General features: G+C 68.2%; 14 protein-coding genes. 10 read left to right on the top strand and 4 right to left on the bottom strand.

Annotation, left to right across the window (positions count from 1 at the left end; genetic code table 11):
- The first annotated feature begins 7 nt into the window (after positions 1-7).
- Both zapE and HWY45_RS10605 read left to right on the top strand, forming a co-directional pair.
- A complete protein-coding gene (zapE, locus tag HWY45_RS10610) occupies positions 8-1105 on the top strand; it encodes a cell division protein ZapE (RefSeq protein WP_059560181.1) in 1098 nt (365 codons plus the stop codon).
- Positions 1106-1260: 155 nt separating this feature from the next.
- Positions 1261-1674 carry a transposase gene (locus HWY45_RS10605; RefSeq protein ID WP_059886156.1) on the top strand — a complete coding sequence of 138 codons (414 nt, stop codon included), beginning with the start codon at positions 1261-1263 and terminating at the stop codon, positions 1672-1674.
- A 99-nt stretch (positions 1675-1773) separates the two neighbouring features.
- Here HWY45_RS10605 and HWY45_RS10600 read toward each other — a convergent pair whose 3' ends face one another.
- The 4 genes from HWY45_RS10600 to HWY45_RS10585 all read right to left on the bottom strand — a co-directional run bounded on the left by HWY45_RS10600 (position 1774) and on the right by HWY45_RS10585 (position 7097).
- Positions 1774-2235, bottom strand: coding sequence for a DUF2147 domain-containing protein (locus HWY45_RS10600; protein ID WP_059886154.1), 462 nt, complete (start codon positions 2233-2235; stop codon positions 1774-1776).
- Positions 2236-2404: 169 nt separating this feature from the next.
- Positions 2405-4093, bottom strand: a complete 1689-nt coding sequence (locus HWY45_RS10595) for a ShlB/FhaC/HecB family hemolysin secretion/activation protein (RefSeq protein WP_059886152.1) — start codon at positions 4091-4093, stop codon at positions 2405-2407.
- A gap of 135 nt (positions 4094-4228) precedes the next feature.
- Positions 4229-5608, bottom strand: a complete 1380-nt coding sequence (locus HWY45_RS10590; RefSeq protein ID WP_059807157.1) for a collagen-like triple helix repeat-containing protein — start codon at positions 5606-5608, stop codon at positions 4229-4231.
- 43 nt (positions 5609-5651) lie between these two features.
- Positions 5652-7097 carry a collagen-like triple helix repeat-containing protein gene (locus HWY45_RS10585; RefSeq protein WP_175038408.1) on the bottom strand — a complete coding sequence of 482 codons (1446 nt, stop codon included), beginning with the start codon at positions 7095-7097 and terminating at the stop codon, positions 5652-5654.
- A 634-nt stretch (positions 7098-7731) separates the two neighbouring features.
- Here HWY45_RS10585 and HWY45_RS10580 point away from each other — a divergent pair.
- From HWY45_RS10580 to HWY45_RS10545, 8 genes are all read left to right on the top strand, one after another.
- On the top strand, positions 7732-7926 hold the full coding sequence (locus HWY45_RS10580; RefSeq protein WP_175038410.1) for a Flp family type IVb pilin: 195 nt from the start codon (positions 7732-7734) through the stop codon (positions 7924-7926).
- A gap of 84 nt (positions 7927-8010) precedes the next feature.
- Complete coding sequence (locus HWY45_RS10575) at positions 8011-8511, top strand: A24 family peptidase (RefSeq protein WP_059807152.1); 501 nt, start codon at positions 8011-8013, stop codon at positions 8509-8511.
- Positions 8508-8978: a TadE family protein gene (locus HWY45_RS10570; RefSeq protein WP_059560205.1), complete on the top strand. Its 471-nt coding sequence runs from the start codon at positions 8508-8510 to the stop codon at positions 8976-8978. The genes HWY45_RS10575 and HWY45_RS10570 overlap by 4 nt, the downstream gene beginning before the upstream one ends.
- Before the next feature lie 86 nt (positions 8979-9064).
- On the top strand, positions 9065-9970 hold the full coding sequence (gene cpaB / locus HWY45_RS10565; protein WP_059886149.1) for a Flp pilus assembly protein CpaB: 906 nt from the start codon (positions 9065-9067) through the stop codon (positions 9968-9970).
- Between the two features lie 79 nt (positions 9971-10049).
- On the top strand, positions 10050-11384 hold the full coding sequence (locus tag HWY45_RS10560) for a type II and III secretion system protein family protein (RefSeq protein ID WP_059886256.1): 1335 nt from the start codon (positions 10050-10052) through the stop codon (positions 11382-11384).
- A gap of 45 nt (positions 11385-11429) precedes the next feature.
- Entirely contained in the window at positions 11430-12731 is a 1302-nt protein-coding gene (locus tag HWY45_RS10555) for a fimbrial protein (protein WP_059560212.1), read from the top strand.
- Positions 12732-12734: 3 nt separating this feature from the next.
- Positions 12735-14093: a TadA family conjugal transfer-associated ATPase gene (locus HWY45_RS10550; RefSeq protein WP_059560215.1), complete on the top strand. Its 1359-nt coding sequence runs from the start codon at positions 12735-12737 to the stop codon at positions 14091-14093.
- Positions 14086-15084, top strand: a complete 999-nt coding sequence (locus HWY45_RS10545) for a type II secretion system F family protein (RefSeq protein WP_059886146.1) — start codon at positions 14086-14088, stop codon at positions 15082-15084. Before HWY45_RS10550 ends, HWY45_RS10545 begins: the two co-directional genes overlap by 8 nt.
- The last annotated feature ends 1 nt before the right edge of the window (position 15085 follow it).

Raw genomic sequence — 15085 nt, 5'->3', positions numbered from 1 at the left:
TTGCCCGATGAACGTCACCGAATACTACGCGCGGGAGCTGACCACGCGCGGTTACCAGTCCGACACCGCGCAGCGCGCGGCGATCGACCGCCTGCAGCGCTGCTACGACGAGTGGGTTGCGTACAAGGCGCGCCGCTCGAATGCGTTCAAGAAACTCATCATCCATCCGGACCTGCCGCGCGGCGTCTATATGTGGGGCGGCGTCGGGCGCGGCAAGAGCTTCCTGATGGACAGCTTCTTCGCGGTCGTGCCGGTGCAGCGCAAGACGCGCCTGCATTTCCACGAGTTCATGCGCGAGGTGCACCGCGAGCTCGAGGAACTGAAGGGGCAGGCCGATCCGCTCGACGAGCTCGCACGCCGCATCGCGAAGCGCTACCGGCTGATCTGCTTCGACGAATTCCACGTGTCGGACATTGCCGACGCGATGATCCTGTATCGCCTGCTCGACCGGTTGTTCACGAATGGCGTGCAGTTCGTGATGACGTCCAACTACGATCCGGACGACCTGTATCCGGACGGCCTGCATCGCGACCGGATGCTGCCGGCGATCGCGCTGCTCAAGGACAAGCTCGACGTGCTCAACGTCGACGCGGGCGTCGACTATCGCCAGCGCACGCTCGCGCAGGTGCAGATGTATCACACGCCGCTCGGCGCGGACGCCGACCGCGCATTGCGCCACGCGTTCGCGAAGCTCGCCGCGGTGCCCGACGAGAGCCCGATCCTGCACATCGAGAAGCGCGAGCTGAAGGCGCTGCGCAAGGCCGATGGCGTCGTGTGGTTCGATTTCGCGACGCTGTGCGGCGGGCCACGCTCGCAGAACGATTACCTCGAGCTCGCAAGCCGCTTCCACGCGATCGTGCTGTCGGAGGTGCCGCAGATGTCGCCGCGGATGGCGTCGGAGGCGCGTCGCTTCACGTGGCTGATCGACGTGCTGTACGACCACAAGGTCAAGCTGCTGATGTCCGCGGCGGTGCCGGCCGAATCGCTGTACGTCGAAGGCCCGATGGCCAACGAGTTTGCGCGCACGGTCTCGCGGATCGTCGAGATGCAGTCGAAGGAGTATCTGGAGACGCCGCGGCGCATCGTCGATACTTCGCTGACCTGAGCGCGTACAACGGGCGTGATGGGCGAATTTGTCGCATTCAATGGTCAATTCCGGTTAATTCGACTGCATCGCGTCTCATTTTCGGACTAGTCTTATATTCAACTCAGGGTTGACCCGATATCGTTGTGTCATGGTTACCAAGGCTGGAGATGCCCATGACACCGTATCGCGATCTCACCGACAACGAGTGGCAGCGCGTCGCGTCGCTTCTACCGGAAATGCAGCCGCGCACCGAGTTGCGCGGCCGGCCGCTCGCCAACACGCGCGCCGTGATGAACGGCGTACTCTGGGTCATTTACAGCGGCGCGACCTGGTCCGCAATGCCGCGCCGCTACCCGTCGTATCAGACATGCCATCGCCGTTTCAAGGTCTGGCACGAAACCGGCGCGCTGATGCAGGTGATGCGCACGTTGTATGGCGAAGCGGGCATGAATCTGTGCAACACGCTGTCCACGCGGATGCGCAAGCATGCGCAATCGAAAGCGGCGGAAGCGCGCAGCATCGCCGTGCCCGCGCATCTGGCAGCGCAGGGCGCATATGGTGCGGAGGTCCTCAAGCGCGCGGCATGATCGCCGGCGTTGCGTGAATATCGGCCCTGAAAAGACATCGGCCTGCGACACCGTCGCAGGCCGATTTGTTTTATGCGGCGCGCGGCGGCGCGCACATCGTTATGGCTGGCGAACCCACGTCTGCGAGCGGCCGAGCAGCGATACGCCGATGTAGCCGCGCACGACCAGCTTCTGGCCGCCGTCCTGCAGCGTCATCTTGCACTTGTAGACCTTGCCGTTTTCCGGGTCGAGGATGTTGCCGCCATCCCACGTGTCGCCGTCCTTCTTCATCGCCTTGATGATCGTCATGCCCTTGATCAACTGATCCTTGCGCTCGTCCGTACATGCGGTGCAGCGACGATCGGGCGTATCGCTTTCGCCGAGGCCCTTCAGGACCTTGCCCGACAGCGAGCCGTCCGAATCCGTGGCGATCTGCACGAGCGCCTTCGGCTTGCCCGTGCTGTCGTCGATCGTCTGCCACATGCCGACCGGGCTGTCGGCTTGTGCGAATGCGTGGGCAGTGCAGGCGAGCAGCGCGCCGGCGAGGGCCATCGTACGCAACGGGCGGGTCAGTTGAATCATCGTCTTCCTCCTTGTTTCGCATGTCGTTTCGAGCGGCTCGCACGACCGTCTGCATGGGGCGGTGGCATGTTGCGAGCTCTCGGCAGAATACGTGAAACCGGGCGCTGCGTTTGATAGAGGGGACTCTAATCCAAACAGCCCGCGCGGCATGCTACCGCGCGGGCACCGGTCAGTTGAGCTGGTACGAGAACGCAGCGTTGATGCGCGGGCTGCGCGACGCGCTTTCGACCGGCGCATCGCCGACCGGTTTCGCCACCGACAGGTCGAGGTTGTAGTAGCGGCTGTCGCTCAGCCGCACGCCGATGCCCACCGACGACAGCCGGTTCGGCTGCGGCGTGCCGGCATGCAGGTAGACGCGCGCCATGTCGTACGCGACGTATGGCGTGATCGTCTTCAGGTAGGTCCAGCCCGGCGAGAAGGCGCGATTGACCTCGAGCGACATGCCCCATCCCGAATCGCCGGACGTTTCGCCCGGCTGGTAGCCGAGCGCGTAGCGCTGCGCGCCGAACGAGATCTGCTCGGACGTCGGCAGCGAATCCGGGCTGTACTGGCCCGTCAGCGACACCGACGTGCCGATCCGGAACGGCCACTCGTTGGTCTGCGTGTACGTCGCGCCGGTGCGCACGAAGGTCAGCGAGATCGGGCTCGGCAGCGACGTCGTCGTATTGCCGACGGTGATGTCCTGCGATTTCGACGCGCCGAGAATATCGAAGCCCTTCGCGACGTTGACGCTCAGCTTGCGGACTTGTTTCGGGCCTACGCTCGTGTAGTCGAGCTGCATCTGCAGCACGCGAACCTGCGACCGGTTTTCCAGGGTCGCGCCGGTGATCTGGTTCTGGTAGCGATCCTCGTTGTGCGACGCGTAGCCGGACACCGTGCCGAGCAGGCTGCGCTGATTGTTCAGCAGCAACGGATAGGATGCCGAAAGACCGAGCTTCTCGTTCTTCACGGTGCGCTCGACATACGACGGCAGGCCCGGGTTGTCGGTCGGCTTGCCGCGATACGTGCTGGCGTCGAGGCGCGTGACGAGTCCGCTGCTGCCGACCGGCACCGCGCCGCTGAACGCGACGTAGGTCACCTTGTCGCGCCCCGGCGGCACCAGCGCCGAGATGCTCAATTGCTCGCCGAACGACGTGAGGCCGTTCTCGGTCGCGGTGATCAGGCCTTGCACGCCGGGATGGTTGAAGTCGATGCCGGAACTGATGTTGAACGCCTTGCGCTCGACGTTCAGTTCGAGCGTCGTCGCGCCGTCGGTGGTTTGCGGCGGCGGCACGTTGGCCTTCACCGACACGCCGGGCAGCAGGCCGAACGTATTCACGTAGCGCTCGAACGTCGCGCGGCGCAGCGGACGATCGGCGGTGATGTGCGCGGCGATCGCGCGGATCTTCGATTCCATCGCACCGGGCTTGCCGGTGACCTTCACGTCCGACACATAGCCTTCGACGACGGTCACGTGCACGACGCCGCTGTCGAACGTCTGCGCGGGAATGAACGCGAACGACAGTGCGTAGCCGCGCTCCTGGTACAGCTTCGTTACGCCGTTGGCGGTCTCGATCAGTTCGCCGATCGTGATGTCCTTGCCGACGAGCGGGGTGAAGCGGCGCGAGATCTCCTCGAACGGCACCGACTTGACGCCTTCGACCTGGAACGTGGTCGGCGTCAGGTGACGCGAAAGCAGTTCCTGCAGTTGAGGGGCTTGCGGTGCCACCTGCACGGTCACGTTCGGACCTTTCTTCGGCGCGTTGATCTGGGGGAGGGCGTCGAGCGGGTTGCCGGCGACGCGCGTTTGCGCCTGCGTCGCGCCTGCCGCCGCCGTGACGGCGAGCAGCATCATCCATTTATCGAATCTGGATTTCATTGTTCTTCCTCGTAGGCCTTGCTTTCGTCTTCTCGTGCGCGCGCGGCGCCAGTGGCGCCGCGCGTCGTGTGCCGCATCGCCGGTTCTGATCGAAGCCGCGCGTTCGCCCCGGCTGGGAACGCGCGGCCTGCTGCGTTACTTGCCGACGCTGCCCAGCGTGCCCAGCAACCCCGTAACCGGCGCCAGAAGGCCGGTCGAGCTGCCGGACGTCGAACCCGCTGCACCACCGACCAGCGACGTGATCGGCGCGAGCGGGCTCGACGTGCCCCCCGTGCTCGCCGCGCCGCCTACCGTGCCGGTGACAGTATTCAGCAAACCGGTAACGGGCGCGACAGGGTTTGTACTGCCTGCGCCGCCCGTTGCGCCGCCGAGTGCGCCGGTGAGCGTCGACACGAGGCCGGTGACCGGTGCGAGCGGATTGCCACCGCTCGCACCGCCCAGCGCGCCCGTGACCGGCGCGAGCGGATTGGCCGCGCCGCCCGACGTCGCGCTGCCGCCGAGTGCGCCGAGCGGTGTCGAGCCGAGCCCCGACAGCAGGCCGCCGAGCGGGTTGGTCGAGCCGGAGCCCGACGACCCGCTTTGCACCGTGGCCGACGAGCCGCCGACGAGGCTTGTGATCAGGCCGGGGATCGGCGCGGCGCCGTTCGGGCCATTCGGATTGACGAGGCCGCCGGCGTTGGTCACGGTGTTGCCGACCGCGGTGACGAGCTGGCCGACGTCGCCGACGAGCGGCTGCTGCGACGAGCCCGCGACCTTCTGGCCGGCCGAGCTGACGGCGCCGCCGATCTGGCCGAGCAGGCCGGACACCGGCTGGCCGAGGCCCGTCGTCGTGCCGACTTGCTGCGTGACCTGGCCGGCCGTGATGACGAGCGGCGTGATGGCCGAGCTGAGCGGTTGCGTGATCTGCTGCACCGGGCCCGACGACAGCGTCGAGCCGATCGTGTTGCCGGCTGCGCCGAGACCGTTGGCGACCGTGTCGAGCACGGTGCCGACCGGCGTCGTGACCGGCGCGAGCGGCGACAGCGGACCGCTGCCGAGCGCCTTGACCGTCGAGCTCAGGCCCGACACGGTGTTGCTGGTTGCGCCCACAACGTTGCCGAGGCCGGCGACCGTCGTGCCGACCGGGTCTTTCGTGGAGCCGATCTGCCCGAGCCCGTTGCTCACCGCATCCGCGGCTGCGCCGAGGATCGTGCCCGTGCTCGAGACCGTGCTGCCGAGGCCCTGCGTCACGCCGTTGCCGACGCCCGGCAGGCTCACGCCGCCGATCGTATTGCCGAGATCGGTGCCGGTCTGGCCGAGCGTGCTGACCACGCCCTTGGTACCCGTCGACGTGCCGCTGCTCGTGCCGCTCGTCGTCGGCGTCCCGCTGGTGGAGCCGCCGTTGTTGCTGCTGGACGGCGGCGCGCCCACGCTGTTGCCGCCGCAGGCGGCGAGCAGGCAGGCCGCCGCGAACACGGTGAGGGGAACGCGCCACTCGCGCAGTGCGACCGACGTCAGGGAACGGTGCTGGGACATGTTGGACTCCTCGCTGTCTTTTTGATGGATGGAAGAACCGGATTTATTTGCCGTGGACGCCGCCGAGCAGGCCGCCGATCAGCGACGTGACCGGAGCGAGCGGGTTGGACGATGCGCCCGAGTTCGTGACGGCGCCCGTGCCGCCGGACAGCGCCGGTGCGGCCGAGGTCGCGCTGCCGGCGGTGTTGGCGACCGTGTTCAGCGCACCCGTGACCGGAGCGAGCGGATTGCCGCCGCCTGCGCCGCCCGTCGCACCGCCGAGCGCGCCGGTGACCGTCGACACGAGGCCCGTGACCGGAGCGAGCGGGCCGCTGCCGCCTGCGCCGCCCGTCGCGCCACCGAGTGCGCCCGTGACGGTGGAGACGAGGCCGGTGACCGGGGCAAGCGGGCCGCTGGCGCCGCCCGTCGCACCGCCGAGCGCGCCCGTGACGGTCGACACGATGCCGGTAAGCGGCGCGAGCGGATTGGTTGTGCCGCTGCCGCCGGTCAGCAGTCCGCCGATCGCCGTCGTGGTATTGCCCGCCGCCGACGTCGTGTTGCCGAGGCCGGTCGTGACCGGGTTGCCGCCCTTCGATGCGATCAGTGCGCCGGCCTGGTTCAGGCCATTGCCGAGCGTGCCGAGCAGCATGTTGACCGGCGCGCCGAGACCGGTGGCCGAACCGACCGTCTGGGTCGTATTGCCGACCATCGTCGTGATCGGCGTGATGGCGGAACTGACGGTCTGCGTGATCTGCTGGACCGGGCCCGTCGACAGCGCATTGGTGAGCGTGTTGCCGCCGTTCGCGACGGCGTTGCCGACCGTCGACACGAGGCCGCCGGCGGCGCCGGTGACGGGCGCGAGCGGCGACAGCGGGCCGCTGCCGAGGCTCGTGACGAGGTTGCCGGTCTGCGTGACGGCGCCGCCGAGCTGATTGACCACGCCGCCGGTGCTGGCGAGCGTGACGCCCACCGGGTTGCTCGTCGCGCCAAGCTGGCCGAGACCATTGCCGAGGCCGTTGCCGAGCGCGGTGACCGCGCCGCCGACGCTCTGTACGACGCCGCCGGCCGCCTGCGTCGTCTGCGGGTTGACGCCCGGCAGCGTCTGGCTGCCGATGACCGAGCCGAGACCCGACACCGTCGAGCCGACGCCGGTCACGACGTTGCTGCCGCTGGCGAGCACCTTGCCCACCGCGTTCGCCGACACGCCCGACGTACCGCTCGTGCCGCTGGTCGTCCCGCTCGTGTTGCCGCTCGTCGAACCGCTGGTGCTGCCGCTGGTGCTACCACTCGTTGAACCGCTCGTGCTGCCGGACGTACCGCTCGTCGAGCCCGACGTGCCGCCGCCGGACGTGGAAATCGAATCGCCGCCGCTCGTGCCCGAGTTCGAGCCGCCGATGCCCTTGCTGATCGAACCGGAGCCGCCGCACGCGGAAAGGGAAAGCATGGCTGCCACGGTGGCCGCGATCAGAGTCGTCCGGAGCGTGCCATGAGGGATTACCTGAATGTCCATTTCGTCCTCGCATTAAGCATGTGTTGTGTTGAGTGGTGCGTGGACTACTCTGCAACTGTCGTGCCATTTCAATGGCGGACGGTTCGACGATTGGTTTTAAACGAGGCAATTCCTTATAGGAAAAGGGCTTACGCGAATTGAAAGACTGTTGAGATTGGTTGAGCGCCGGTAGATGAGAACGATTTCGCGTAGTGCGTAACGTAACGTCACATCATTGGCGTTACGCGTGCGGCGTAACGTGCGGGGGCGGAGGGGGTGATTCGCTGTTTTACAGGTGGATTAGATGTGCACATCTAACCTATCGTAAATCCTATGTGTAAGACGTACCGAAACGCCGTACAAATACGGTGTGCTACGTGTCGTTTTTTTCGATCCGGGCGGTAAAAAGAGGTTGGAAATTAAAAGGGATCGGAGATAAGATTCGAGGCGGGTGTAAGTTTTGTACGGTTCGGTACAGACGTTCGAGGAGGAGGCTATATCGCGAATGTTAACTTGCATCAAATCGTGATACGCGTCATGCGTAAACCACTATAAAGAATGAGCATCCGATCGTCGTCTCGGCAGGTGGGCGAACGATGCGGAGCGAGGCCGAATATGCGGGGATGCACACGTATAAGCGGCCTGAGAAAGAAACATACAGGCACGAGGAAATAAAATGAAGGCACTGATGATTCGCTTCCTTCGGGAAGAAGACGGGGTAACCGCGATCGAGTACGGTCTGATCGCGGGTCTGATTGCGGTCGCCATCGTGACGAATGTCACCAGTATCGGCACCCAGCTGAAGACGCTATTCGGGAGCATCGTCACCCAGTTGACAGCGGCTAACTGACCGCAGTTCTACGCGGCATTCCGCCGTTGCGGCGGGCGGGTCGTCAATGCGACCCGCCCGCTCCTGCGCGCGGCCGGTTTCAACATGGCGCTCCTCATTAGCACCGGAATTTTTTTCGCGTGGGCGATGCTTGTCGCGCTCGGCGATATCCGCTTTCGACGCGTGCCGAATGCGCTCGTCCTGGCGGGTTTGATCGCGGGCGTTGCGAGCGCATTCGCGCATGCGAATCCATTCGGTATTTTCCCGCGGCAGGCATTGTTCGGCATGCTGATCGGGATGGCCAGCCTGTTTCCCTTTTTTGCATTGCGCGTAATGGGCGCCGCGGACGTCAAGGTATTCGCCGTGCTCGGCGCGTGGTGCGGCATGCACGCGCTGTTCTGGTTCTGGGTGGTCGCGAGCGTTGCGGCCGGCGCGCACGCGCTGGCGCTGATGGCGCTGTCGAACACGTCGTTCGGCGCGCTGTGGCGGCGCGGCGCCCCCGCGATGGCGCTCGGCGGGCGGCGCGCGACGCCGTACGCTGCGTGTCTCGTGGCGCCGGCGGCAGTGTGGCTCGCGCATCTCGTCGTATCGGGGGGCGTGCAATGAGAACCCATCGGCAGCCGCGAACCCGGCGGCGCCAGCGGGGCGCGACGGCGGTCGAGTTCGCGCTCGTGTTCCCGCTGTTCTTCCTGATCTTCTACGCGATCGTGTCGTTCGGGCTGATCTTCGCCGTCCAGCAGAACCTGACGCTGGCCGCGACCGAAGGCGCGCGGGCGGCGCTGAACTACATCCCCGAGTCGAGCGGATTGGGCACGCAGGCGCTGCAGGACCGGGCCAAGGCCGCCCAGTCGACCGCGCAGAACCTGACCCGCTGGCTGCCGAACGTCCAGGTGCCGCTGCCGCCGTCGGCGTCATGCAGCTACGACGCTTCGATGTACTGCGTAACGGTCACGGTGACCTACCCGTATTCGCAATACCCGCTGGTTCCGTCGCTGCCGCTGCTGAGTCTCGTGATGCCGAATGCGCTGACGAGCACGGCGACCGTGCAGATCAACCCGGCCACCATTCTGTGACGCAGCGAGCACGGTATGCCCCCGACGCCTGAAACCCGACCCGCAAGACGACACCACCTCATCACTCACGGCACCCGACATTGAACATGGCCAACAACTTGACGAAGATCATCGCGGGGCTGCTGATCGCGATCGCCGTGCTGCTGGGCATCTATGCATGGATGCTCGGGCGCGGCCCGGCGCATCCGCCCGCACCGGTCGCCATGCCGGCCGCCGCGGCGAAGACGGTGCCGATCGTCGTGGCCGCGCGCCTGCTGCCGGCCGGGCAGCCGATCAGCGTCGACGCGCTGAAGGTCGCGCAGGTGCCGATCCTGCCGGCCGGCGCGTTCAGCGATCCGGCGCCGCTCGTCGGCCGGGTGCCGGCCAACGACATCCTCGAGGCGTCGCCGGTGCTCGCGACGGGGCTCACGTCGGGTCTTGCGGACCAGGTGGCGCCAGGCGAGCGGGCGGTCGCGGTCAAGGTGGACGAGACGAACGCGGTCGGCAACCGGCTGCGGCCCGGCAACTTCGTCGACGTGTTCCTGAACCTGAAGCGCGATGGCGGTGGCGGGATCGGCCAGGCCGGTTCGGAGATTCCGCGTACGCAGGCGCGCCTGCTGCTGTCGAAGGTGCGCGTGCTGGCCTTCGGCGATGCGACGCCCGAACGGGACGGCGCGCCGGGCGCGTCGAGCATGGCCCGGACCGCGGTGCTCGCGGTGCCGACCGCGCAGATCGACGCGCTGACGCTGGCCGAAGCGAGCGGCCGCCTGACGCTCGCGCTGCGCAATCCGCACGATGACGAAGCCGCCGCGCAGACGGTCGCGACCCGCGCGATGGGGGATCTCGGGCCGTCGGCCGTGGCGGCCGCGGGGGTCGGGCTCGACGAACTGTCGGCGTCGCGTGCGCGCGCCGCGCCGCGCGAACCGGCCGCGCCGCGTGCGCCGGTGACGGCGCGTGCGGGCGGCAGCATCGAAGTGATACGCGGCGGGCGCGCCGAGACGGTCGCCTATTGAACGAATGAACACCACCACCACGCACGGTCTTCGCAAGCAGCGACGCAAGGGAGACGACCGATCGACGGTCACCGACACGATGAAGAACACACTGATTGCATTCGCGATGTCCCTCTGGGCCCTGACCACCACGACGCTCGCCGTCGCGGCCGGCGCGGGCGCGTCGATCGATCTCGCGGTCGGTGCGCAGCGGCAGATCGCCGCCGGGCGCGCGCTGCAGCGGGTCGCGGTCGGCGATCCGGCGGTGGCCGACGTGCTGGTCATGAAGGGCAGCCGGGCCGGCTCCGTGCTGCTGGTCGCGAAGGCGCCCGGTTCGACCAGCGTGATGCTGTGGGAGCGCGGCCGCGACGAGCCGATGGTGTGGAACGTCAACGTCGTCGATGCGGCCGCGCAGGCCGTGCTCGACGGTTCGACGCCGGGCGTGAAGGCCTATGGCGGCACGTCGGTGCTGTCGGGGGCGGCGGCGTCGCTCGACGCGCATGAACGCGCGGCGGCCGTCGGCAAGCGCATGAGCGGCAAGGATGGCGCGGTGATCGACACGTCGACGGTCGGCGGCAGGAACACGGTGCAGGTCGACGTGCGGGTCGTCGAGTTCAGCCGCTCGGTGCTGAAGGAAGCGGGGCTGAACTTCTTCAAGCAGAGCAATGGCTTCGCATTCGGCTCGTTCACGTCGGGCGGGCTGCAGTCGGTCAGCGGCGGCGGAACGGGCGCGTTCCAGGCGACGGCCGGCATTCCGCTCGCGTCGGCCTTCAACCTCGTCGTGAATTCGGCCGGCCGCGGCATCTTCGCGAACCTGTCGATCCTCGAGGCGAACAATCTCGCGCGCGTGCTCGCGCAGCCGACGCTCGTCGCGTTGTCCGGGCAGAGCGCGAGCTTTCTCGCGGGCGGCGAGATCCCGGTGCCGGTGCCGCAGGCGCTCGGCTCGACGGCGATCCAGTGGAAGCAGTACGGCGTCGGCCTGACGCTCACGCCGACGGTGCTGAGCCCGCGTCGCATCGCGCTGAAGGTCGCGCCGGAATCGAGCCAGCTCGACTTCCTGCACGGCGTGACCATCAACAGCGTGTCGGTGCCCGCGATCACGACGCGCCGCGCCGACACGACGGTCGAGCTCGGCGACGGCGAGAGCTTCGTGATCGGCGGCCTGATCGATCGCGAGACGATGTCGAACATCAACAAGGTGCCGTTCCTCGGCGATCTGCCGATCATCGGCGCGTTCTTCAAGTCGCTCAACTATCAGCAGAACGACAAGGAACTGCTGATCATCGTGACGCCGCACCTCGTCGCGCCGATCGCGAAGGGCGCGTCGCTGCCGGCGACGCCGGGCGAGTTGTCCGAGCAGCGCGACGGCCCGGTGTGGCGGTCGTATCTCGGCGGCATCGCATCGCCCGACGCGGCGCCGGGGTTTTCGAAATGAACGCGGGGCGTGTCGTCGCGCGGTTTGTAACCGGAGGAGTTCAACGTGAACGCGAGAACCCTTTCCTTGGCTGAGCCCGCCGTGACCGACTACTTCGTGTGCGCGTCGCAGCAGGACAGGCACGTCGACTGGCTGGGCGAGACGCTGGTGTCGGCCGGCGCGGTGGAAGCCGCGTCGCTCGAACCGGGCGCGCTCGCGCAGCGCATCGCGGGGCTCAATCCCGCGATCGTCTTCATCGATTTTTCCGGCGCGTCCGTGGCGGCGAGCGCGGCGGCCGCCGCGGTGCGCGTCGCGCATCCGGGGCTGCCGGTGGTCGCGCTCGGCACGCTGGCCGAGCCGGAAAGCGCGCTCGCCGCACTGCGGGCCGGCGTGCACGATTTCATCGACGTGTCCGGCGCGCCGGACGATGCGCTGCGCATCACGCGCGCGCTGCTCGAACACGCGAGCGGCGAGCCGGCGAACCGTCACGGCAAGCTGGTCGCGCTGCTCGGCGCGCGCGCCGGGATGGGCGTGAGCACGCTCGCGGCAAACCTGTCGGTGTGGCTGCACCGGCGCGGCGCGTCGGGTGCGTCCGGCACGGCGGCGGACGGCGCTGCCGCGCCTGGCGGCGCCACGGGCGCGACGGCCGCGCCGCGTAACCGGCAGACCGCGCTTGTCGACCTCGGGCTGCCCGCGGGCGACAGCGCGCTGTTCCTCAATACGCGCTGCGAGTTCCACTTCGTCGAGGCCGTGCGCAACCTGCGCCGCATCGACCGCACGTTCGTCAACACCGCGCTGACCCGCCACGCGAGCGGCGTCGCGCTGACGACGCTGCCGCCGAACCTCGCCGATCTGCGCGACGTGTCGTACGCGTCGTGCGTCGGGCTGCTGAACCGGCTGCGCGCGTTCTTCGACCAGCAGATCGTCGATCTCGGCGGGTTCTCGAACCACGAGTTCGTCGCGCAGATCGCGGCGGCGGCCGACGAGGCGTGGCTGGTCTGCGACCAGGGCGTCGCGTCGATCGTGTCGGCGGTCGACCTGCTCGATGCGCTGCGCGATGCGGGCATCGACACCGGCAAGCTGCGGCTCGTCGTCAACCAGTACGACCCGGCGCTCGGCCTGACGCCGGGCCAGATCGCCGATCGTCTCGGCATCGCGCTGCTGGCGACGCTGCCCGCGCGCCGCGTGCCGATCGGCCATGCGGCGAACCAGGGGCGGCTGATCGTCGAGACGGCGGAGCGCGACCCGTACGTGCGGGCGCTCGAGCCGCTCGCCGAGCGGCTCGCGGGCGCCGCCGCCGCACCGCGCGCCGCGTCGGGCCTTTCCGCGCTCAAGCGCTTCATTCACCCTTCGTCCAAGCGATCGTAAGCGATGGCACACGACATTCAATTCGCCGACGGCGCCGCGCCGTTCTCCCAGACGCAGCATTTCCACGACATCAAGAATGCCGCGCACGAGCACCTGCTGACGCGCATCGAGGAACTGGGCGCGGAATTCGGCCGCTGGTCGCGGCAGGCGATCAACCAGTTCGTCGACCTGGAGATCGACAGCTTCGTGCGCCTGCGCCGCATTCCGCTCAACGAGAACGAGGTGCGCACGATCGCGGAGGCGCTGACCAAGGAACTCGCCGGCTTCGGGCCGATCGAGGACCTGCTCGCCGACCCGCACGTCGAGGACATCCTGATCAACGGCTACAACGACATCTACGTGTCGCGCCACGGCATCCTCGCGAAGCTGCCGGTGCGCTTCACGGACAACGCGCATCTGCTGCGGATCGTGCGGCGGATTCTCGCGCCGATCGGCCGCCGTCTCGACGAGTCGAACCCGATGGTCGACGCGCGGCTGCCGGACGGCGGGCGCGTGAACGTCGTGATCGAGCCGCTGTCGATCGACGGGCCGGTCGTGTCGATCCGCAAGTTCCGCAAGGACCCGCTGCGGCCGGCCGACCTGCTCGGCAACGGCACCTACAACGAGGAGGTCGGCGCGCTGCTCGAGGCGGCGGTGGAGGCGCGCTGCAACATCCTCGTGTCGGGCGGCACCAGCTCCGGCAAGACCTCGCTGCTGAACGCGCTCGCGTTCCACATTCCCGAGCCCGAACGCGTCGTGACGATCGAGGACACGGCCGAGCTGTCGCTGAACCACCCGCACGTCGTGCGGCTCGAAAGCCGCCCGGGCGGCTTCGACGGCACCGGCGTCGTGACGATCCGCGACCTGCTGCGCAACACGCTGCGGATGCGGCCGGACCGCATCATCGTCGGCGAAGTGCGCGGCGGCGAGGTGCTCGAGATGCTGCAGGCGATGAACACCGGCCACGACGGCTCGATGGGCACCGTGCACGCGAGCTCGCCGCGCGAATGCCTGTACCGGCTCGAGATGCTGGCCGGCTTCGCGGGCTTCCAGGGCACCGAATCGAGCCTGCGCCGCCAGATCGCCAACGCGATCGACTTCATCGTGCAGATCGGCCGGCTGTCGAACGGGCGGCGGCGGATCCTGTCGATCACCGAGGTCACGGGGCTGTCGGACAACATCATCGCGACGCAGGAGCTGTATCGCTACGAGGCGCGCGTGACGCCCGACGGCGAGGAAATCGATCACTGGGAATCGCTCGGCATCCATCCGCATTCGCCGAAGCTCGCGCGCTTCCGCCAGACGCTGTCGGGCGGCGGGTTCGGCGCGGGCGGGTTCGGCGGCGACGGCTTCGGCCGCGGCGGCGGAGGCTTCAATGTATAGCCTCGCGGCCGGCGCGCTCGCGCTCGTCTGCATCGCCGCGGCGCTGCTGCTGTGGCGGCACGGCGAGCTCAAGCGCGACCGCGCGGACGCGCAGCGCTTCATCGACAGCCGGATCGAGCCGGCCGCGCGCGCGGCTTCGGCGGCGCACGGCGCGGCTGCACCGGCCGCCCGCGCGGCGCAGGCTGCTGCGGCCAAGGCCGGCACGCCGCCGGCATCCGCTGCGCCCACGTCGCGCCGCGCGGTCTGGCGGGCCCGCGCGACCGAATACCTCGAACACCTCGCGAGCCGAGCGGGGATCGACGACGCGCGGGGCAAGGCGCTGCTCGCGCTGGCGGCGCTGGCGGCCGTCGCGCTCGTCGCGGGCCAGTCGGGCGGCGTGCTCGGCGGCGTGGCGGCGCTGGTGGGCGGCGTCGCGCTGCTGACGTTCTGGCTCGTGTCGCGCATTCAACGCCGCCGCCTGCAGATCGTCCGGCAGCTGCCGTCGTTCCTCGACGGGATCGTGCGTCTCGTGACGCTCGGCAACAGCGTGCCGGCCGCGTTCCAGGCCGCGCTGCAGACGACCGAGGCGCCGCTGCGCGGCTGCCTCGACCACGTGTCGCGGATGCTGCGCACGGGCGTCGAGATCGATCGCGCGATGATGCACATCGCGAAGGTCTATCACACGAAGGAGTTCGAACTGGTCGGCTCGGTACTGCGGCTGTCGGTGCGCTATGGCGGCCGTGCCGACGTGATGCTCGAACGCATGGCGGTGTTCATGCGCGACCTCGAGCAGGCGGAGCGCGAGCTGATGGCGATGTCGTCGGAGACGCGGCTGTCGGCGTGGGTGCTCGTGATGCTGCCGATCGCGGTCGGCGGCTTCGTGATCTCGACCAATCCGTCCTATCTCAGCTCGATGTGGAACGACGAGAGCGGGCGGACGTACCTCTATCTGGCGTTCGTCATGCAGATCGTCGGCGGCGCGTGGCTGTACCGGATGGCCCGGCTCAGGTGAC

The sequence above is a fragment of the Burkholderia stagnalis genome (assembly GCF_902830275.1).
Lineage (GTDB): Bacteria > Pseudomonadota > Gammaproteobacteria > Burkholderiales > Burkholderiaceae > Burkholderia > Burkholderia stagnalis.
This window is presented reverse-complemented; position numbering and strand designations above follow the sequence as displayed.

Bases quoted from the DNA above. Each gene is read 5' to 3' on its own strand.
- zapE (WP_059560181.1), top strand. From the start codon at position 8: ATGAACGTCACCGAATACTACGCGCGGGAGCTGACCACGCGCGGTTAC.
- HWY45_RS10605 (WP_059886156.1), top strand. From the start codon at position 1,261: ATGACACCGTATCGCGATCTCACCGACAACGAGTGGCAGCGCGTCGCG.
- HWY45_RS10600 (WP_059886154.1), bottom strand. From the start codon at position 2,235: ATGATTCAACTGACCCGCCCGTTGCGTACGATGGCCCTCGCCGGCGCG.
- HWY45_RS10595 (WP_059886152.1), bottom strand. From the start codon at position 4,093: ATGAAATCCAGATTCGATAAATGGATGATGCTGCTCGCCGTCACGGCG.
- HWY45_RS10590 (WP_059807157.1), bottom strand. From the start codon at position 5,608: ATGTCCCAGCACCGTTCCCTGACGTCGGTCGCACTGCGCGAGTGGCGC.
- HWY45_RS10585 (WP_175038408.1), bottom strand. From the start codon at position 7,097: ATGGACATTCAGGTAATCCCTCATGGCACGCTCCGGACGACTCTGATC.
- HWY45_RS10575 (WP_059807152.1), top strand. From the start codon at position 8,011: ATGGCGCTCCTCATTAGCACCGGAATTTTTTTCGCGTGGGCGATGCTT.
- HWY45_RS10570 (WP_059560205.1), top strand. From the start codon at position 8,508: ATGAGAACCCATCGGCAGCCGCGAACCCGGCGGCGCCAGCGGGGCGCG.
- cpaB (WP_059886149.1), top strand. From the start codon at position 9,065: ATGGCCAACAACTTGACGAAGATCATCGCGGGGCTGCTGATCGCGATC.
- HWY45_RS10560 (WP_059886256.1), top strand. From the start codon at position 10,050: ATGAAGAACACACTGATTGCATTCGCGATGTCCCTCTGGGCCCTGACC.
- HWY45_RS10550 (WP_059560215.1), top strand. From the start codon at position 12,735: ATGGCACACGACATTCAATTCGCCGACGGCGCCGCGCCGTTCTCCCAG.
- HWY45_RS10545 (WP_059886146.1), top strand. From the start codon at position 14,086: ATGTATAGCCTCGCGGCCGGCGCGCTCGCGCTCGTCTGCATCGCCGCG.